The 19,451-nt window shown below is 61.6% G+C and carries 12 protein-coding genes and 2 riboswitches; of the genes, 5 read left to right on the top strand and 7 right to left on the bottom strand.

Annotated elements, in window-relative coordinates:
* Positions 1-18: 18 nt before the first annotated feature.
* Entirely contained in the window at positions 19-3,249 is a 3,231-nt protein-coding gene (locus tag BM269_RS07285; RefSeq protein ID WP_090436363.1) for an nSTAND1 domain-containing NTPase, read from the bottom strand.
* Positions 3,250-3,437: 188 nt separating this feature from the next.
* On the opposite strand from BM269_RS07285, the gene BM269_RS07280 reads away from it, so the two are divergent.
* Together BM269_RS07280 and BM269_RS07275 are read left to right on the top strand one after the other, a co-directional pair.
* Positions 3,438-4,778 carry a hypothetical protein gene (locus BM269_RS07280; RefSeq protein WP_090436362.1) on the top strand — a complete coding sequence of 447 codons (1,341 nt, stop codon included), beginning with the start codon at positions 3,438-3,440 and terminating at the stop codon, positions 4,776-4,778.
* Positions 4,779-4,781: 3 nt separating this feature from the next.
* Positions 4,782-6,305, top strand: coding sequence for a hypothetical protein (locus tag BM269_RS07275; RefSeq protein ID WP_139232680.1), 1,524 nt, complete (start codon positions 4,782-4,784; stop codon positions 6,303-6,305).
* Here BM269_RS07275 and BM269_RS07270 read toward each other — a convergent pair.
* From BM269_RS07270 to gcvT, 4 genes are all read right to left on the bottom strand, one after another.
* A complete protein-coding gene (locus tag BM269_RS07270) occupies positions 6,302-6,631 on the bottom strand; it encodes a hypothetical protein (RefSeq protein ID WP_090436360.1) in 330 nt (109 codons plus the stop codon). The genes BM269_RS07275 and BM269_RS07270 overlap by 4 nt on opposite strands.
* 67 nt (positions 6,632-6,698) lie before the next feature.
* Positions 6,699-9,578, bottom strand: coding sequence for an aminomethyl-transferring glycine dehydrogenase (gcvP, locus tag BM269_RS07265; RefSeq protein ID WP_090436359.1), 2,880 nt, complete (start codon positions 9,576-9,578; stop codon positions 6,699-6,701).
* Between the two features lie 65 nt (positions 9,579-9,643).
* On the bottom strand, positions 9,644-10,024 hold the full coding sequence (gene gcvH, locus BM269_RS07260; protein WP_090436358.1) for a glycine cleavage system protein GcvH: 381 nt from the start codon (positions 10,022-10,024) through the stop codon (positions 9,644-9,646).
* A gap of 50 nt (positions 10,025-10,074) precedes the next feature.
* Positions 10,075-11,193, bottom strand: coding sequence for a glycine cleavage system aminomethyltransferase GcvT (gcvT, locus tag BM269_RS07255; RefSeq protein ID WP_090436357.1), 1,119 nt, complete (start codon positions 11,191-11,193; stop codon positions 10,075-10,077).
* 49 nt (positions 11,194-11,242) lie between these two features.
* Positions 11,243-11,347: riboswitch (glycine riboswitch) on the bottom strand.
* Between the two features lie 6 nt (positions 11,348-11,353).
* Positions 11,354-11,439, bottom strand: a riboswitch (glycine riboswitch).
* Between the two features lie 99 nt (positions 11,440-11,538).
* On the opposite strand from gcvT, the gene BM269_RS07250 reads away from it, so the two are divergent.
* Positions 11,539-12,099, top strand: coding sequence for an ATP-dependent Clp protease proteolytic subunit (locus BM269_RS07250; protein WP_090436356.1), 561 nt, complete (start codon positions 11,539-11,541; stop codon positions 12,097-12,099).
* A gap of 67 nt (positions 12,100-12,166) precedes the next feature.
* On the opposite strand, the gene BM269_RS29380 is transcribed toward BM269_RS07250, so the two are convergent.
* Positions 12,167-12,334 (bottom strand): hypothetical protein, encoded by a 168-nt coding sequence (locus BM269_RS29380; protein WP_170860306.1) that lies wholly within the window; start codon positions 12,332-12,334, stop codon positions 12,167-12,169.
* A 225-nt stretch (positions 12,335-12,559) separates the two neighbouring features.
* Between BM269_RS29380 and BM269_RS07245 the strand changes: the two genes are divergently transcribed.
* Complete coding sequence (locus tag BM269_RS07245; RefSeq protein ID WP_090436355.1) at positions 12,560-15,343, top strand: DUF1631 family protein; 2,784 nt, start codon at positions 12,560-12,562, stop codon at positions 15,341-15,343.
* Positions 15,344-15,364: 21 nt separating this feature from the next.
* On the opposite strand, the gene BM269_RS07240 is transcribed toward BM269_RS07245, so the two are convergent.
* Positions 15,365-15,835, bottom strand: coding sequence for a low molecular weight protein-tyrosine-phosphatase (locus BM269_RS07240; protein WP_090436354.1), 471 nt, complete (start codon positions 15,833-15,835; stop codon positions 15,365-15,367).
* 79 nt (positions 15,836-15,914) lie between these two features.
* Between BM269_RS07240 and smc the strand changes: the two genes are divergently transcribed.
* The gene (gene smc / locus BM269_RS07235; protein ID WP_090436353.1) at positions 15,915-19,451 is read left to right on the top strand and encodes a chromosome segregation protein SMC; all 3,537 of its coding nucleotides are present in this window, start codon (positions 15,915-15,917) and stop codon (positions 19,449-19,451) included.

Genomic DNA, 19,451 nt, shown 5'->3' with positions numbered 1-19,451 from the left:
TTGAGCCTCTTTTTATCTTTACTGTGACGAAATAATTCGAAGATAGCGCTCGTCACGGTACGCTATCTGGGTTAGTTTGTTTCTTTCTTCGGCAAGTTCGACGGTATTCCCAAGGCAACGATGGGCTAAAGCCTTAGGTACTATGAAATGATAGTCCCGGAGGTCGCCGTTTGATCTTGTCAGCGTGAGGAGCGCTTGGCCACAGTCTTGTTGGGATTCTGGCTTCCCCCACCCACGTGCTTGAGCTCGTCCGAGTTGAGCTAGGGCGTAATTTTCGAGCAACAGAGCATCAGACTTATTCTTGCCCAGCAGCTTCTCCAATTCCGCAGTAGCGACGTCAAAAGAATTCAGGGCCTCGGAATTGCGATTCGCCATCAGCAGTACCTCGCCCTTCAAAGAGTTGATACGTCCTTTCAATGCTCCGGCTCGCGCCATTTGAGGTTCGGCGGTCCGGGTAGGCGAAATATTTTTAAGCAGTAGGTCGAGATTGGTCAATGACGCCAGTGGATCCTTGGACGAAATTTCCTCCCGAATGATGCGCAGCTGGTTTTCCGCCAATGTGTAGAACCATTCTTGATTGCTGGAGTCTTGGCGGACAAGTCGTGTCAGGATGACACTTGCCTCGCGATACTTCTGGGTTCCCTGAGCTGTCTGACCCATAGCAATATTCAATTCTCCTTGGAACCGCAGCGTATTGCTTAGCCTTGTTTGCCAAGTTGCGTCGTTGGGGCTTTGCGAGTGAAGCTCCTTAAGCAGTTCTTCCGATTGCTTATAAAGGGCGAATGCTTCTGAGAGGCGCCCTAACCGGACCTTTACGGAAGCTAGTCCCGCGATACTATTGGCCAGGCCAGCCGTAAGCTCTTCAGTCTTGCGTTTGTTAAGGGCCTGCTCTTTTAGTTTGATTGAGGTAGTAAATGATTCGGATGCACGCTCCAGGTTTCCTTGCCGCAAGGCAACGGTACCCAAGTTGCCATGGCTATACGCTAGTTCGATTATCGCGTCTACGTTTTCAGGGGCTATGGACCGCCATCGCTCACCCGCCCTCTTGTACTCGGTAAAGTACATTGCTGCCGTTTCAAATTCTCGTTGAATTAAATAGACCGAACCAAGCCAGTAGGCATTCGCACCGAGCGTTTTAATATGCTCTTCCGTGTTTGTGGGAGCACCAGTCGAGTGCAAGAGCTCGCGCGCGGCCAACAAGGCTTCCTTAGCTTTTGCCGGGTTTGCCCGAGCTACATTGACCTCTGCAATCACCTGCAGAGCTTTAGCGTTTTGGATTAAGGATTCGGGTGTCGCTGTAGAGTATTTGGTCGCGGTTAAGTATTGAAGCGCTCTTGCGCTCACATCATCGAGTAACTCAAGCCGCCCCAAGGGCCGAACCTTTTCGACGAATTCACCCAACATATAACCCATCAAGCCTTCAGCTTCGATTCGATGTTCTTCGGATTCACGCTGGGCGTTTCGTGCGCTGAGGCCGAGAACTGTAGCGAGGACCGCAAGGAGTAAAATTGTGGCGACTACGGTAATATTGATGCGTTCGCGAAGCTTTGCGCGTGAAATCGAGTGCCGAATGAACTCAAGCTCAAGAGGGGCGATCGCGAAATCGCGGAGTTGAAGTAATTCAGCGGCCTGTTGCGTTTGCATACCTTGAGGTAAGAGTAGGTCGGGCCGCCTCATCGCTTGTTCCCAACGTTCGGCCTGTCCGCGTAAGCGTGTGCACAACTGCAAGGCTTGACGATGCCCCTCAACCCAAGCTGATACCCGCGGCCATCGCCGTAACAGCGCTTCATGCGCGACACCAAAACTTGGGACCTCGCCTGCCAATTCGCTTACAAACAAGCGCGCCTCAACCATAACACGTACAAGTTCGCGCTCATCTTCAGTGCGAAGCATAGATAATGGACTACGACGGGAAGTGACCGAAGCTTGATCTTCGCCAATGTTCACCAATAGAGAAAGAACACGAGGCAATGCATCAAGTTGGGGTACGGTTAGGCGCCCAACGACCTGTTCAGCCCGCACGCCAACCGCCCCGTCAATGCCTCCAAGTTCGTGATAGACCGCGAACTTGAGTTGACCTTCCTCACTGCGCAGACGGTAAAGCTCATTCAAGCAGTACTGGAGAAGGGGGAGGGTATCAGGGTTGCCGCGAGACGCATCACAGAGCACGTCGTCAAGGCTGGCCCCAGTTGCTTCATCGCGCTCAAAACTCAAGTTGGCGGCAACTGCCGGTCGGCGAACGATTTGAGCTATTTCGGCACCATCCGGCGGCAGGACGTCAAAGTGGCCGCCGCGCGACTTCAGAGCGAGCAAGACGGGTTGTGCCATCACTTCAGGGTAGAAGTCGTTGCGGCATGCCATCAGTATGAGCAGACAGTTCGACTTGGCAAGAGCATCAAGTACTTGCAAGAAGCGATTAGCATCGCCTGGCTGCGCACGGAAGACTGCTTCGAGGCGGTCAACGAATACGCCAACCGCCGTACGTTGGCAGGCGCGTTCGCGCAGTTCGGCGGACACAGCGTCAGGATCGGAGGCCAAGCGCTGGCCGAGGCTGTCTGCGCTAGCGCCGGGGAACAGCGGCTCGCCGTTAATCTCAGCGTCGATCAAGGCACCGGCTAAAGCTTGAAATAGTGTGCCGCTGCCGAGGTCGGCGCAGTCGAGGTAGACCGTGCTGGATAGGCCAATTGGTTCGTCCGATCGAATGGATCCGGCCATTAACTGAGGCAGGAGGCCGGCGCGGACCAGCGAAGTTTTCCCAGAGCCGGAAGGACCGAGCACCAATGCCATAGGGCAACCATGGGCCGCCTGTGTAAGGACCAATTCACGCAACTGGGCGGTGGCTTGCACCCGGCCGAAAAAGATGGCGGAGTGATTTTCTTGAAATGCCTCCAGGCCACGGAATGGTGAGCCGCTTTCCCAGGTTGTTGCAGGTGGGGCAGCAAAGGTAATAACAGGCGCGATCGCCCGATATCCGCGCTTGCGGATCGTCTCAATATAGCGCGGCTCGGTGCTCGAATCGCCGAAGGCGCGGCGCAGTTGGGTGATGGCTTTGTGGACCGGATTGTCGCCCAGCTCGCTGCTTCCCCAGCAGGCCTGCAGGATCTCTTCCGCTGGAATTACCGCCCCTGGGTGGCGGCAAAGATAGCGCAGCACAGCCATCACGCGTGGCTCGAGCTGCGTCTTCGCATCCCCATTGCTGACGATATTGGCTTCTGGGCTGACCACCCAGTCGCCGAATTGAAACTCCATGGTCTGTCCAACCTTCTTTTTATCTGTCTCTTATAAATCAATGACTTAGAAACCTTCCGGAGCATTTCTTCCGGTCCGGAAGGTTTTCTTCCGGCCTCCGGAAGGTTGCCGGAAGGCGCGGGAAGGATTTTTTTCTTACAGTGCAGTCATTGCCAAACGGCCAAATCTTAACATTCTTAAAAGCAAAAATGGTCACAACTAAAGCGGTATTTTTTGAAATCGGCGCCGACACTACCACTTCGGTGCAACAGCTGTCAGCCAGCTGGTTCACCTCTGGAAAGTTCCTCGAGAGCACGATTGACGCCTTGCGCGCCGCCGGAGAGTTTCCTAATGACATCCGCTACGGGAGCATGGAGGTGGGTAGCCTGGCCCTCGGCGGCGAAGGCGACGACAAGGCCGAGCTTCGTCCGGTCGAAATCCGTTACGACTCGGCGGCGCCAACGACCGCTCAACTGACATTGACCCTTGCATCCGGGAATTTGCGTTTTTACAACGCTTACGGCCGGCACGAGATCCTGCGCCAGTCGGTCGCTGGCTGGCGCCTCGAGTTCACGGCCGCGGTTAACGAATATGGCGGCCTGGTGTTGCAAGCGGCCCTGTGCGATGTGGACAGGTCTCACTTGCCATGCGACAACGGCCCGCTGAAGGAGTTCTTTATTACTGCTGTTGGGCACTGGCTGCGCAGCCAGGCGCCTGCAGTGCTCAAGAAAACGGCGATGCGCCGTGCCGTGATCGGGCGCGAAAGCTTCCTGCGCCAATACATCTATCCGATGGTAGTGGAAAAACTGCAGCGCCGCCTGGATTCGTTGCCGGATTACGTCGCTTCACGCGACGACGTGGCACATGTCAATAAGCAGGCATGCCAGAACGAGAAATCGGGTGTTGAGGCGACCATGAGCAATGGCGAGCGTGCCCGCTTCATCCGCAACAGCAATGGCTGGACTTATCGCGATCACGTGCTGCTGAACTGGCAGGAAGCCAACCGTACCTTGCATGACCGCGAGTCGGAGCAGGACCTCCAGTGCACGGTGACCATGGGCCGCCAGGCCGGCCCGGACGGGGTGCCACGTCCGACCATCGATATCAGCAGCGTGCTGGGCCGCTATGAGTGGGACAGCGTGAAGCAGGAATTGCCTCTGTCGCGCCAGCGCAGCTATATGGGCAAGGCATGGGCGCGCGCCACGCTGCAATGGTCGTTGCGTCTGCAATGGCATGCCGAGAACGGCCGCGTGGGTGTCGTAGCGCTGGCGCGCAAGGGCGTGCCTGCCGCAGATGCCGGAACCACGGGCATCTACGTGGTGTCGGACCCGCTGCCGCACCTGCTGAACGTGCAGCGCGTGAACCTATGGTGGGAGGGCAATGCCGCCAGCCTGTCTTCGGTTCAGCAGGATATTGCCGGTTTCCTGGCAACGGCCACGGGCGACATGTTCGCTGCCGTTGCCGAGGGACTGGCCCCAGGACGCAAGCTGGGCTGCCGTGACTTGCGCATCAACGAGTCTGGTGACATAGAAATCGAACTGGGGGAATGAAGCATGTCTGTTCTGATGACATCTGTGCCGGTGGCGCAGGTACGGAAGTGGGGCGGTGCCAGTGCGTCGGGTGCCTTGAGTTTTGCTGCCGCGCGCGTGGCGCGCATTGTGCTGCAACGTGAACCGATGGCCAGCGAGGCGCTGTCGTGGACTACTCTTTATAGCTGCCAGGGCGAGGCCGTGCGCGGCCGCGCCGAATTGGCGCTGAATTTGCTGGCACGTCCGGAACTGGCGGAGCTGGATGTGAAAGAACGTCTGCTGCGCGCCTACAACGCGGTGTTCGACCGCTACGATGGGTCGCAGCCGGCCGACATGGCTTATTGGCGCAGCCAGGTGACGGCCGGCCGCGAGCTGCCGGCGCTGGTGCGGCAGGAACTGGTGCCGCTGTACGAGTCGGGCTACCGGTCCAGCCCCTGCGCGGCGCCGGCCATGGCACGCTCGCCGCTGTTCGTGGTGCGCGACGCTTCCGGCTTGCCGCTGGTCTTCACCGTTGGCGCCAACCGTTCGCTGTATATGTTCCGCCGCACGCCTTTCGGGCGCTGGTCGCAGACGGACCTGAGCGCCATGCTGCCTTTGAACCAACCGGGCAAGGTGCAGGCGCTCGACGTGCAGCAGGCGCCGGACGGCACGATTGCGCTGGCGCTGGCAGTCGCGCCGTTGGGCAGCAATGGCGGGCCGAGCTTGCATGTGGCGGTCGGTATTCCCAATCACCTCGACGAGGCAGCTTGGGTCGAGACTATGCGCGGCATGGCGCCGCGCCACGTACCGGAGGTGGAGGACGACGTCACGCGCATCTCGTTCGGCCTGCTGCAGTCGGGTGCCGTGCCGATGGTGCTGGTGACGGCCGCGAATACCTGGTATTTCAACGCTGCCGTGGAAGGTCCTTTGACCGCTTGGGAAGAGCAGGAGGACGAGGATTCATTGGCGACGGCAATCGGCAGCTATCGCGTGCCGGGCGCCTGGCGCTTGAGCGATACGCCATGCGGCCGCACCTTGCGCTTCAATAGTTTTGCGCGCGCTGCTGCGTGGGGCATCGCGATCGATTACCAGGGCTTGCCGCGACGTGCGACCAACCTGCATTTGGCGCCATCCAACGTGCCGAACGTGCCTGATGTTTTTGTCGCCGGCGACAGCATCGTGGTGTATCGCGGCGGGCAGTCGGTACCGCAACCGGTTGCCAATATCGGCGGGGCTTGCGTGGTGTGGAGCGAGTCCAATGCAATCGGCGAGCACCTCGCTTACGCCGATGGTGCCGGCGGCCTGTGGCTGGTATGCAGGAAGCAGGGCGGCCGCTGGGGCATGCCGGTGCCGATTGCCAGCACACTGGTGATGGCGGCCCTGTTGGCGGCGCCGAACCACGGAGGGGTGCACGCGATTGGGGTGACGCCGGGCGGCGCGCTGGCTTGGCTGCGCTTTAACTCCGATGGGGCCCAGGTGGGGGCGGAAGAAATTACCCAGGCTGCGGTGTGGGACGACCAGGCGCAGGATGTGCAGCGCGCCACACGGGTGGCGCGCAGCGTCGCTTAAGGCTTGTCGCGCGTCAGCAGGGCGTCGACGATGCTGGCGATCCAGCAGGCGAGCAGGATCCAGCCTGCGATGGAGGCTCCCGGCACGACGCTGGCCTTGGTCAGGCGCTGGGCGATCAGGATCGGGTCGGGCGGCAAGGCGCCGCTCAAGGCTTCGTCCATCAGGACAGAGGTGGCTTTCCATACGCCATACATCAGCCAGCAGAAGACTGCCGCTGCCGGCAGCATGAACACCAGGCCGCGCGCGGTCCGCTTCAGGACAAGCATTTGGCCAAGGCCGGGGAAGCCTAGTCCGGAAAACAGGGCTGCTTTGCTAGATTGCTTCATTCAGGTTCCATAAAAAAACGCCGGCACCTAACGGTACCGGCGTTTGTCGTTTCAGGCAAGCGTTCGCTTATGCGTAGTCGCTGACTGGAATGCAGGCGCAGAACAGGTTGCGGTCGCCGTAGACGTTGTCGGCGCGGCCGACCGGCGGCCAGTACTTCTGCTTGCGCAGCGAAGGTACCGGGTAGGCTGCCACTTCGCGGCTGTACTTGCGGTCCCATTTGTCGGACAGCAGCACTTCCGCAGTATGCGGAGCGAACTTCAGCGGGTTGTCCAGCTTGTCGAACTCGCCCGATTCCACTTTGGCGATTTCGGCGCGGATGGCGATCATGGCGTCGATGAAGCGGTCCAGTTCAACCTTGGATTCCGATTCGGTCGGCTCGATCATCAGCGTGCCCGGAACCGGGAAGCTCATGGTCGGGGCGTGGAAGCCGAAATCCATCAGGCGCTTGGCTACGTCTTCGTTGCTGATGCCGGTGGCATCGGTCAGCGGACGCAGGTCCAGGATGCACTCGTGCGCCACCAGGCCGTCGTGGCCCGAATACAGCACCGGGAAATGCGGCGCCAGGCGGCGCGCGACGTAGTTGGCGTTCAGGATCGCGGTTTCGGTTGCCGCGGTCAGGCCTTCACCGCCCATCATGGCGATGTACATCCAGGAGATCGGCAGGATCGATGCGGAGCCGAACGGTGCGGCCGAGATCGAGCCGATGCCGTCTTCGCTGCGCACGTAGCCGTTGGAGCGCTGGTTCGGCAGGAACTTGGCCAGGTGTGCGCCAACGCCGATCGGGCCGACGCCCGGGCCGCCGCCGCCGTGCGGGATGCAGAAGGTCTTGTGCAGGTTCAGGTGCGATACGTCGCCGCCGAACGCGCCCGGGCCGGCTACGCCAACCAATGCGTTCATGTTGGCGCCGTCCACGTAAACCTGGCCGCCGTGCGAGTGGATGATTTCGCACAGTTCGGTGATGCCGTCTTCGAACACGCCGTGGGTCGACGGGTAGGTCACCATCACGCAGGCCAGGTTCCTGGAGTGCTGTTCAGCCTTGGCTTTCAGGTCGGCCAGGTCAACGTTGCCCTTGTCGTCGCAGGCGGTGACCACCACCTGCATGCCCACCATGGCGGCGGAAGCAGGGTTGGTGCCGTGTGCCGAGGATGGAATCAGGCAGATGTTGCGGTGGCCTTCGCCACGCGATTCGTGGTACTTCTTGATCACCAGCAGGCCGGCGTATTCGCCTTGCGAGCCGGCGTTAGGCTGCAGCGAAACGGCGGCGTAGCCGGTCACCGCGCACAGCATTTCTTCCAGCTGGGCGATCATTTCGCGGTAGCCGACGGTCTGGTCGTTTGGCGCGAACGGGTGGATGGTCGAGAACTCAGGCCAGGTCACCGGGATCATTTCGCTGGTGGCGTTCAGCTTCATGGTGCAGGAGCCCAGCGGGATCATGGTGCGGTCCAGCGCCAGGTCCTTGTCGGCCAGCGAACGCAGGTAGCGCAGCATTTCGGTTTCGCTGTGGTAGCGGTTGAAGGTCGGGTGCTCCAGGTAGGCGGAGCTACGCACCAGCGCTTCCGGGAAGCTGGTACCGACCGATGCTTCGACTGCGTCGAAGTCCGGGGCAGCCTTGCCGCCGCTGAACACGTTCCACAGTGCTGCCAGGGTGTCGCGGTCGCAGGTTTCGTCCAGCGATACGCCCACGTGCTTGGCGTCGATCTTGCGCAGGTTGATGCCGGCGGCAACAGCCGCTGCGTGCAATTCGTTGGCCTTGTCGGTGGCGACGGTCAGGGTGTCGAAGAAGGATTCGTTGACCGAGTAGCCCAGCGACTTCAGGTTGGCGGCCAGGATCCCGGTGTAGCGGTGGGTGCGCTCGGCGATCTGCTTCAGGCCTTTCGGGCCGTGGTAGACGGCGTACATCGAAGCCATGACGGCCAGCAGCACCTGTGCGGTACAGATGTTGGAGGTCGCTTTTTCGCGACGGATGTGCTGTTCGCGGGTTTGCAGGGCCAGGCGGTAAGCCTTGTTGCCGTTCTGGTCCACGGTCACGCCGACCAGGCGGCCCGGCATGGAACGCTTGTATTCGTCGCGGGTCGCCATGTAGCCGGCGTGCGGGCCGCCGAAGCCCAGTGGTACGCCGAAGCGCTGCGAGTTGCCGACCACAACGTCGGCACCCCATTCGCCTGGAGGGGTCAGCATGGTCAGGGCCAGCAGGTCGGCGGCAACGATCACCATGGCGCCGCTGGACTTCACGGTTTCAACGGCGGCGCGGTAGTCGCGCACAACGCCGTTCACGCCTGGGTATTGCAGCAGCACGCCGAAGGCGTCGGTCACGCCGGCCAGTTCGGACGGGTCGAAAGTCTTGACAGTGATGCCCAGCGGCTCGGCGCGGGTCTGCACCACTTCCAGGGTCTGCGGCAGCACGTCGTTGGCGACGTAGAAGGTGTTCGACTTGGACTTGCCGACGCGCTGGATCAGGGTCATGGCTTCGGCAGCGGCGGTGCCTTCGTCCAGCATGGACGAGTTGGCGATGGCCATGCCGGTCAGGTCGATCAGCACCTGCTGGAAGTTCAGGATCGCTTCCAGGCGGCCCTGGGAAATCTCCGGCTGGTACGGGGTGTAGGCGGTGTACCAGGCTGGATTTTCGAAGATGTTACGCAGTACCACGCCCGGGGTATGGGCGTTGTAGTAGCCCTGGCCGATCAGGGATTTCAGCACCTTGTTCTTGGCGGCGATGCCTTTCAGCTTGGCCAGCGCTTCGTTTTCCGGCAGCGGCTGGAAGAATTGGCCCAGGGGCAGGGCGCTCTTGTTGCGGATGCCTGGCGGTACGATGGCATCGATCAGGGCGGCGCGGCTTGCGTAGCCGAGCACGTCCAGCATTTGCTGCTGTTCTGCGGCTTCCGGGCCGATGTGGCGGGCGATGAAGGCATCGCGGGCTTCAAGTTGGGTCAGGCTGGTGCGGGTCATGGTGGGAAATCTCTTGGCCAGAATGTGAAAAGGGCCCGCACACAGCGGGCCCGATAATGCAGTAATTAGTGTGCTACGTTGCCGTAAGCAACGGCGTCCAGCAGACCGTTGATGGCGTTGGCGTCGCTTGGCTTGATCTTGAACAGCCAGTTTGCATAAGCATCGGTGTTGATCGACTCAGGTGCGCCGACCACGGCGTCGTTCACGGCAACCACTTCGCCCGATACCGGCGCGTAGATGTCGGAAGCGGCTTTCACCGACTCCACCACGGCAGCGTCGTCGCCGGCGGTGAAGGATGCGCCTACTTTTGGCAGCTCGACGAACACGATGTCGCCCAGGGCGTCTTGCGCGAATTCGGTGATGCCGACGGTCACGGTGCCGTCCGCTTCAGCGCGTACCCACTCGTGGGACTCGGTGTACTTCAGGTCTGCTGGAATGTTGCTCATGTTGGCTCCAAGGCTAAGGTTATTGTTTGGGTATTCTGCTCAGTTCTGGCTCAAGCAACCAGGATTTTACCGTTACGGACGAACGGCAGCTTCACCACGGTGGCGGCCAGTTTCTTGTCGCGGATTTCCACGTGCACAGTGTCGCCCACGTTCACGCCCATCGGCACGCGCGCCAGCGCGATCGCCTGCTGCATGGTCGGCGAGAAGGTGCCGGAAGTGATTTCACCGGTTGCGCCGTCGGCGGCGATGACTTTCTGGTGGGCGCGCAGCACGCCGCCTTTTTCACGCAGGATCAGGCCGACGAATTGCTGGTTCTGGCCTTTGGCTTGCAGGGCCGCCTTGCCGATGAAGTCGCGCTCGGAGACCAGGTCGATGGTCCATGCCAGGCCTGCGTCCAGCGGGTTCACGGTTTCGTCCATGTCCTGGCCGTACAGGTTCATGCCGGCTTCCAGGCGCAGGGTGTCGCGCGCGCCCAGGCCTGCCGGCTTGACGCCAGCGGCGTTCAGCGCGTTCCACAGTTTTTCCGCCTGTTCTGCCGCCACGCCGATCTCAAAACCGTCTTCACCGGTGTAGCCGGTGCGGGCAACCATGGCTTCGCCGAAGGCGGTGCCCGGCACCAGGGCCACGTTGAATGGCTTCATTTCGGCGGTGGCAGCTTTGGATTCCGGAATGACTTCCCAGACCTTGGCGCGGGCGTTCGGGCCTTGCACGGCGATCAGGGCCATGGCGTTGGCGCCGTCGCGGCGCTGGGTGATGGTCAGGCCAGCGTTGGTGGCTTGATTCTGCTGGTTCATCCACGCGATGTCTTTTTCCGCGGTACCGGCGTTGACCACCAGGCGGAACCACTCTTCGTTGATGAAGTAGATGATCAGGTCGTCGATGACGGTGCCTTCCGGGTTCAGCATGGCGGAGTACAGCGCCTTGCCCGATACCTGCAGCTTGTCGACGTTGTTGGCGACCAGGCCGCGCAGGAAGGAACGTACGTTGGCACCCTTGATGTCAACCACGCACATATGGGCCACGTCGAACATGCCGACGTCGGTGCGCACGGCGTGGTGCTCTTCGATCTGGGAGCCGTAGTTGACCGGCATGTCCCAGCCGCCGAAGTCGACCATGCGGGCGCCAAGGGCACGATGAGCGTTGTTGAGTGGGGTTGCTTTGAGCGTCATTGATACCTCAGGGCAGAGAATAGGGGTTAATAAACGTAAACATGAATACGCCTACCCCTCTGTCCTTGGTACCTGAGAGATAACGGGAAGGTATTCCCGCACGCCCCTTCGGTGGGCCCCGCGCCGTGGCGGGCCGCTCTCCAGAGTTTTAGCCCTTGCGGGCCCTTGTTCGGTCCTTTTGCCTGAGAGTTTCTGGGTAATGCCCCTTCGGCGCCAGCGTGCGCTGGTCTCTCCCGATCAAGACTTGAGACTATATGACAGGAGGACAATAAAGTCAAACTTGACGCCCCTTTGGCGCGGCCTGCGCTAGAATGGTCGGACATCCATTTCCATAGTGGAGCGACCATGAGCGAAGAAAAGCAAAAACGCGATACGGAGGCCTGGTTCACCCTGTCCGGAGACGTGAACAGCGATATGGTGCACCGCGTGTTCGACGCGGTGGCGGACATGACGGAAGACGGCATCGAAACCGCCCACATCCTGATCCAGTCCAACGGCGGTTACGTCAGCGACGGCCTGTGCCTGCACAATTACCTGCGCAACCTGCCGATCAAGATCATCACCTACAACGGCGGTGCCGTGGCCTCGATTGCCGTGATCCTGTTCCTGTCCGGTGAAGAGCGCTATGCCAGTGAAACGGCGCGTTTCATGGTGCACAAGTCGCACGCCAGCGCGCCGCACGGCGCCCGGCCGGATGCGCTGCGTATCATCGTCGAAGGCTTGCAGGCCGACGACGCGCGCACCGAGTCCATCCTGCGCAAGCACGTCCGCCTGAGCGACGAGCACTGGAATATCCACGCCTATTCCGACCTGCACCTGACCGCCCCGGAGGCCGCCAAAGTCGGCATGGTCAACGAAGTGGCCGACTTCAAGCCGCCCAAGGGCAAGCGCGTAACGAACATCTGAAGCGCGCTACCCCAAACGACAAGGGCCTGGAAGCACGCTCCCAGGCCCCTCATGTGCTGCCGCTCATCTAGCGATTGCCGCTACGGCTGGCGGGCGTTTTCTTGTCCGTCTTACTCTGGCGGCCGGTATCGGACTGCTGGCTAGCCGGCTGCGCAGCCGAACGCGAGCCCTGGTCGGCACTCTGGCGCGTGCCCGAGCTCGAACTCTGCTTGCTGGATTTTTGCTTGGATTTCATGATAGTTCCTTTCTGAAGGATCGGAACTTCATCATGCTTTGTGCAATAGTAAAGGTGAATCGGAATGCAACGGCCAGGTTTGTAGGACTAGTCCTGCACCATCGTGGTGCAAACTCAACAATTTCTCCACGTCACCCTAAATATTTCGAAATTCTCTTCGTTTACCTATTGCCACTTGGCAATAATCTGCGACAATGTGAATAACCACCAAAGCCAGGCCAGACCATGCTTCCAGAAAACCCAACATCTTCGGCGCTCAAAAAAGCGGTCACGCCGCGGCATGCCTTGCTGGAAAACCTGATCAGCCTGGTGAACAAGCACATCAGCGAGCAGTTCGTCGAACTGTCGACGCATTGGGCGGCCGAACTGGTCGACGCGGATCACGCGGTCGACGTCAAGACCTTGCAGGCGCGCCTGCGTGCCGGGAATCGCCTGCGCACCGATCATTACGCCTTCCTCGGCATCTTCGCCAAGCAGCTCGAAAGCGACCTGCGCGTGGAAATCGCCCAGCTGGCCCCTGGCCAGAAGGCTCCGGCGCGCAAGATGTCCGACGCGCTGTCGCTGGTGTCGATGGAGGAAATGGACACCAAGGTCACCTTGGGCAGCTATAGCAAAGCGTTCGAGGTCAAGTACTCCGATGGCCTGGCCACCCTGAATGTGCGCCTGGCGTTCCTGTTGGACCGCGAGATCCTGCGCATCAACCAGAATCCTTTCCGCCCCGAGGTGTTCCTTGGTTCGTTCCAGCAGGCGTGGATCGATTTCGTCAAGGACGAAGAAGCGCATGAGCTGATGAAGCCATTCCTGCGCCCTGAAGGCTTCTTCAATTTTGGCGCGATGCTCGAAGAGCTCAGCTCCGCGCTGGAGCGCAAGGGCGTGGGCCCGGGCTCGGTGGAAAAACACAAGACGCGCCGTGCCGACTCGCACGACGCTTCGCAAGCGCCTTCGCGCAAGAAAAACCAGCAAGCTGCCCTGGCGGAGCAATTGCGCCAATTCTTCTCGGGCGCGGGCGACGCGCCTGGCGGCGGCAGTGCGGGGCCATCCGGGTTCGAACAGTTGGGCGACCTTGACCTGTCGTTGCCGACGCTCAGTGTGACGCCGGGCCTGTACGGCACTCCGGCGCATACCACGGATACGTCCGCTGCCGCGGCGGCGGCCATGGGAGTGGGGCCGATGGCCGCTCCCGGCCAGGCAATGCCGGCACCTGGCTTCGTCCCAGGCGCAATGCAGGCTGGCGTCGGCATGATGCCGGGAGCTGTCGGCGGCGGTGTGGCGCCAATGATGGCGGGCATGCCGGGTGTCCCGGCAGCCGGCGGCATGATGATTCCTGCCGGTGGCGTAGTGCCGGGCGGCGGCATGCCGATCATGCCCGGCGCCGGCGCGATGGACATGGGCGTGCCGGGCGGCGTCCCGGGCGGGATGTTGAGCGGAGTCGCAGTGCCTGGCGTGCAGGGCGGCGTGGCGGTTCCTGCCGGCGGCTGGGTGCAGGGTCCGGCGCAAGGCTTCCATGGCGGCGCGAATAATGAAGCGGCCCAGCGCGCATCGCTGATCAGCGCCAAAGAACCGCTGATGAATTTCCTGGCCCAGCTGCAGCGCGGCGTGCCGTCGGGGACCGTGTTTGCCAGTGCCGATCCGGGCGCAATGAACGCTCCGGGCATGCAGGTCAACCTCGCGCCGGGCTTCGCTGTAGGTCCGGTCCAGGCTGGCGGCGGCGCGATGCCGGCGCCTGGCTTCGCGGCGGGCGGCGGTTCGATGGGTAACGTATTCCTGCTGCCGCAGATCAAGGAACAAGCGCCGGCAGGCAGCCTGACGCGTGCCGACGAAGGCACCATCGACCTGCTGTCGGCGGTGTTTGAGTCCGTATTCCGCGACGAGAGCATTTCGCCGGAAATCCGCAACCTGATCCGTTTCCTGCAGATCCCGGTGCTGAAGGCTGCGCTGGTCGACAAGAATTTCTTCTTCCAGGAAGCGCATCCGGCGCGCCGCATGATCGACCTGCTGTCGCGCATGGGCTGGGAGAACCGCAAGGACCCGGAAGACCCGCTGTACAAGGCCATGCAGCGCAGCGTGGAAAAGGTCAGCGAGGATCACGAAGAAGAGATGACTGTCTTCACCGAGGCGGTCAACGAGCTGGAAGCGTCGATCAAGGCGGAGGAGGCTGCAGCGGCGGCCGCCATGGCGGAGCCGATCGCCCAGGCGCTGAAGCAGGAGAAGATGTCGGTGGCCGCCAAGTCGGCCAAGGATGCCGTGGCGCTGCGCATCGGCACCGGTGAAGTGGTGGCGATTGTCGAGGCCTTCCTGGAAAACAAGTGGGTGTCGGTGCTGACCATCGCCTACAGCGTTGAGGGCGAGAAGCCGGGCGCCGTCAATAATGCCACCCAGACCATGGATGACCTGATCTGGAGCGTGCGTCCAAAGATTACCCAGGACGAGCGCAAGAAACTGATTTCCAAGCTGCCTACCTTGCTGTCCACCCTCAACAAGTGGCTGGACGTGATCAAGTGGCAGGACGCCGACCGCCTGCAGTTCTTCGCCGAACTGGCGGAGTGCCACGCGTCGATCGTGCGTGCGCCAATCGAAATGTCGCCTGAGCGCCAGGTTGAACTGGCGCTGGAAGTGGCGAAGAAGGATGCCGAGCGCCGTATGCAGCTGCAAGCGGTGGCGGAAGTGAAAGCTGAGGAAGCGCCGCCGCCGGACGACGATGCAGCGATCGAGGTGGATAGCCTGGCCCGCGGCATGTGGCTCGAGTTCGACCAGGGCGAAGGCGGCAAGCGCAAGGTCAAGCTGGCCTGGATCAGTCCACTCAAGACGCTTTACATCTTCTCCACCACGGGTCGCCAGGAGGCGTTCTCGATCACGGGCGAGGCCATGGCGGAGCAGTTCCGCAAGGGTACCGTACGCCTGATCCGCACCGAGGGTGTGGTCGCCGCCGCGCTGTCGGTGGCAATGGGTGGTGTCGCCGCCGTCAACGACGACCACCACGACTTGCCGGCCAACGGCACTTCGGCCTAAGCTTAGGCCTAAAGCTTAGGCCTATGTCTTGCGCAGGGCGGCCAGCAGGCCGTCCGATGCGTCCTCGATGTAATCCAGCACCGTATCGAAGCCATTGGCGCCGCCGTAATACGGATCGGGCACCACGTCCGATCCCGAGCGCGAGGCGAATTCCATGAACAGCCTGACCTTGTGGCGGAATTGTGCAGGGCAGGCGCGCTGCAGCATTTCCAGGTTGTCGCGGTCCATCGCCAGCACGTAATCGAAGCGCTCAAAGTCTTCGGCGGACACTTTGCGGGCGCGCTGCGTGCTCAGGTCGTAGCCGCGGGCTGCGGCGTGGTGGGTCGAGCGCGGGTCGGGCGGATTGCCAATATGGTATGCATGGGTGCCGGCCGAATCGATATGCAAATCGAGCCCGGCGGCCTGGGCGCGGGCGCGGAATACACCCTCCGCGGTCGGGGAGCGACAAATGTTACCCATGCATACAAACAGGATGGCGGTTCTGGTCTTCATTTTGTTCTTGCTATACAGGGAAAATGGTATGATTAGCCACTTTTTTAACACGTCCCAGCGGGCGAAGTACAGATAAAACGTGCGTCTATCTTCCATTAAATTGTCGGGATTTAAGTCGTTCGTCGATCCCACCAATTTCCAGGTACCGGGGCAGCTGGTCGGCGTGGTTGGTCCAAACGGTTGCGGCAAGTCCAATATTATCGACGCTGTGCGCTGGGTGCTGGGCGAGTCGAAGGCGTCCGAGCTGCGCGGCGAGTCGATGCAGGACGTGATTTTCAACGGTTCCACCCATCGCAAGCCAGCCGGCCGCGCTTCCGTGGAACTGGTGTTCGACAACAACGAGGGCAAGGCGTCCGGCCAATGGGGCCAGTACGCCGAGATCGCAGTCAAGCGCACACTGACGCGCGACGGCACCTCCACCTACTACATCAACGGCCAGCCGGTGCGCCGGCGCGATATCCAGGACATCTTCCTGGGTACCGGCCTTGGCCCGCGCGCCTACGCGATTATCGGCCAGGGCATGATCTCGCGCATCATCGAGTCGCGCCCGGAAGAATTGCGCGTGTTCCTGGAAGAAGCTGCCGGCGTATCGAAGTACAAGGAACGCCGCCGCGAAACGGAAAACCGCCTGCACGATACGCGCGAAAACCTGCTGCGCGTGGATGACATCCTGCGCGAGCTGAATAACAACCTGGAAAAGCTGGAAGGCCAGGCAGCGGTGGCGACCAAGTTCCACCAGCTGCAGTCCGACCAGGAGGAAAAACAGAAGCTGCTTTGGCTGCTGCGCAAGAACGAGGCGCTGGCCGAGCAGGCGAAGTATTCCCGCGAGATGGAGCAGGCGCAGAACGACCTGGAAGAGCAGACCGCCAAGCTGCGCAATGTGGAGCTGACGCTGGAACAGATGCGCCAGGCCCACTTTGCCGTCGGCGACCGCCTGCACCAGGCGCAGGGCCACCTGTACCAGACCAATGCCGAAATCGGCAGCCTGGAAGCGCAGATCAAGTTCGTGATCGAGTCGCGTACCCGCTTGCAGCAGCAGCTTGCCACCCTGACCGCGCAGCGCGACCAGTGGGCGCAGCAGGCCGAGGAGTACGGCGGCCAGGTCGCCGAAGCGGAAATCAACCTGGAAGAACTGTCGGCGCGCGTGGAAGAAGCGCGCATGCTGGCGGAGCAGAAGGGCGAGCTGCTGCCGGTGCTGGAGCAGGAGTGGCGCGAGGCGCAGACCAGGAGCACCGAGTCGCGTGCCCGCATCATGCAGGCGCAGCAGCAACTGGAGCTGGAATCGGCGCACCAGCGCAATGCCTCCAACATCCTGGCCGGCCTGGCGACGCGCAAGGAGCGCTTGCAGCAGGAGAAGGGCGGGCTGGCAATGCCCGATTCCTCGCACCTGGCCAACCTGAAGATGCAGCTGGAAGAAAAGCAGCAGTCGCTGGAAGAGCAGAACATGATGCTCGAGGAAGCGCTGGAGCAGCAGCCAAAGCTCGAGGAGGAGCGCCAGGCCGCGCAGGCTGCCGTGCAGTCGGAATCCGCCGCCACGCACCAGCTGGAAGCGCGCCTGAACGCGTTGCGCCAGCTGCAGGAGCGGGTGCAGACCGAAGGCAAGATCACCCCGTGGCTGCAAAAGCATGAACTGAATGAGCTGCCGCGCCTGTGGCAGAAGCTCGATATCGAACAGGGCTGGGAAACCGCGCTCGAAGCAGTATTGCGCGAGCGGACTTCGGCGCTGCAGGTGTCCAATATCGAATGGGCCAAGCATTTCTTCAACGATGCGCCGCCGGCCAAGCTGGCCTTGTTCGCGCCCGCTGCGGGCGGCGCTGCACCTGCGCCTGCGCCTGCCGGCGATGCGGCGCTGCGGCCGTTCATTGACCTGCTGAAGCTGAACGACCCGGGCTTGCGCGCAGTGCTGCAGGACTGGCTGCACAATGTCTTCCTGGCTGACGACAACGCCAGCGCCTTCGCGGCGCGCGCCACGTTGCCGGCCGGAGGCTGCTTCGTCACCAGGCAAGGTCACATCATCACGCAATCGTCGGTGCGCTTCTACGCCGCAGACGACGAGCAGGCCGGCATGCTGGGCCGCCAGCACGAAATCGAGAACATCACCAAGCAGTTGCGCGCACAATCGATGCTGGCCGAAGAAGCGCGCAGCCGCGCCGTGCGCGCCGATGCGGCGCTGGGCAACCACAGCCGCCTGCTGACCGAGCTGCGCGCCAAGGTGCAAAGCCTGACCGCCAGCGTGCACACGCTGCAGCTCGAAGTGGTCAAGCTGTCGGAAATTGAAGCGCGCTTCAACCAGCGCAGCAACCAGATCGAGACCGACCTGGCCGAAATCTCGGCGCAGGAAGAAGAGCAGATGCAGGTCAAGCTCGAATCCGAGGAAAAGTTCGAGCAGCTCGATATGGAGCTGGGCAATCTGCAAGGCGAGCATGAAGACGGCCAGACCGCCTTCATGGCGAAAGAGCAGCGCCTGGCCGATGCCCGCGAAGCTCTGCGCGAACTGGAACGCAAGGCCCAGGAAGCCGAATTCGCCGAAAAATCGGGCCGCAACCGCATCGACGAACTGCGCCGCAATATTGCCACTGCCACCGCGCAGGTCGCGCAAGTGACGGAAAGCCTGCAAGCGGGCAAGCTGGAACTGGAGGGCCTGGAAGCCGGCACCGCCAACGAGGGCTTGCAGGACCTGCTGGACCGCCGCACGCAGCAGGAACGCGCGCTGGCCGACGCCCGCCATGAACTCGACCAGATAACGCAGCAACTGCGCCAGTTCGAAGACTCGCGCATGCAGTCCGAACGCAGCCTGCAGCCGCAGCGCGACAGGATCACCGAGATGCAGTTGAAGGAACAGGCGGCGCGCCTGAACCAGGAGCAGTTCGCGCAGCAACTGGCTGAAGTACAGGCTGACGAAGCCGCGCTGGCCGAAAAACTGCACCCGGACATGAAAGCGTCCTACCTGCAGGGCGAAGTGACCCGCCTGACCAACGCCATTACCGCGCTGGGCGCCGTCAACCTGGCCGCGCTGGATGAACTGGCCACCGCGTCGGAACGCAAGAATTTCCTGGATGCGCAGAACCGCGACCTGAACGAGGCGATTGCGACCCTGGAGGATGCGATCACCAAGATCGACAAGGAAACCCGCGACCTGCTGCAGGACACCTTCGACCGCGTCAACCAGAGCTTCTCCGAACTGTTCCCGATCCTGTTCGGCGGCGGCCAGGCGAAGCTGATCATGACGGGAGAGGAAATCCTCGACTCCGGCGTGCAGGTCATGGCGCAACCGCCAGGCAAGAAGAACGCCACCATCCACCTGCTGTCCGGCGGCGAAAAAGCGCTGACTGCCACGGCCCTGGTGTTCTCGATGTTCCGTTTGAATCCCGCGCCATTCTGCCTCCTGGACGAGGTGGACGCGCCGTTGGACGATGCCAATACCGAGCGCTTCTGCCGCATGGTCAAGCGCATGTCCGACCAGACCCAATTCCTCTTCATTTCGCACAACAAGATTGCGATGGAGATGGCCAATCAACTGATCGGTGTGACGATGCAGGAGCAGGGCGTATCGCGCATCGTGGCGGTGGACATGGAATCCGCCGCATCATTTGCTACAGAGGCTCAAGCCGCATGA

This window comes from Duganella sp. CF458, assembly GCF_900113115.1.
Taxonomy (GTDB): Bacteria; Pseudomonadota; Gammaproteobacteria; order Burkholderiales; family Burkholderiaceae_D; genus Rugamonas.
This window is presented reverse-complemented; position numbering and strand designations above follow the sequence as displayed.

What these genes read in the sequence shown, in the direction of transcription:
- BM269_RS07285 (WP_090436363.1), bottom strand. Translation starts at nt 3,249, where the DNA reads ATGGAGTTTCAATTCGGCGACTGGGTGGTCAGCCCAGAAGCCAATATC.
- BM269_RS07280 (WP_090436362.1), top strand. Translation starts at nt 3,438, where the DNA reads ATGGTCACAACTAAAGCGGTATTTTTTGAAATCGGCGCCGACACTACC.
- BM269_RS07275 (WP_139232680.1), top strand. Translation starts at nt 4,782, where the DNA reads ATGTCTGTTCTGATGACATCTGTGCCGGTGGCGCAGGTACGGAAGTGG.
- BM269_RS07270 (WP_090436360.1), bottom strand. Translation starts at nt 6,631, where the DNA reads ATGAAGCAATCTAGCAAAGCAGCCCTGTTTTCCGGACTAGGCTTCCCC.
- gcvP (WP_090436359.1), bottom strand. Translation starts at nt 9,578, where the DNA reads ATGACCCGCACCAGCCTGACCCAACTTGAAGCCCGCGATGCCTTCATC.
- gcvH (WP_090436358.1), bottom strand. Translation starts at nt 10,024, where the DNA reads ATGAGCAACATTCCAGCAGACCTGAAGTACACCGAGTCCCACGAGTGG.
- gcvT (WP_090436357.1), bottom strand. Translation starts at nt 11,193, where the DNA reads ATGACGCTCAAAGCAACCCCACTCAACAACGCTCATCGTGCCCTTGGC.
- BM269_RS07250 (WP_090436356.1), top strand. Translation starts at nt 11,539, where the DNA reads ATGAGCGAAGAAAAGCAAAAACGCGATACGGAGGCCTGGTTCACCCTG.
- BM269_RS29380 (WP_170860306.1), bottom strand. Translation starts at nt 12,334, where the DNA reads ATGAAATCCAAGCAAAAATCCAGCAAGCAGAGTTCGAGCTCGGGCACG.
- BM269_RS07245 (WP_090436355.1), top strand. Translation starts at nt 12,560, where the DNA reads ATGCTTCCAGAAAACCCAACATCTTCGGCGCTCAAAAAAGCGGTCACG.
- BM269_RS07240 (WP_090436354.1), bottom strand. Translation starts at nt 15,835, where the DNA reads ATGAAGACCAGAACCGCCATCCTGTTTGTATGCATGGGTAACATTTGT.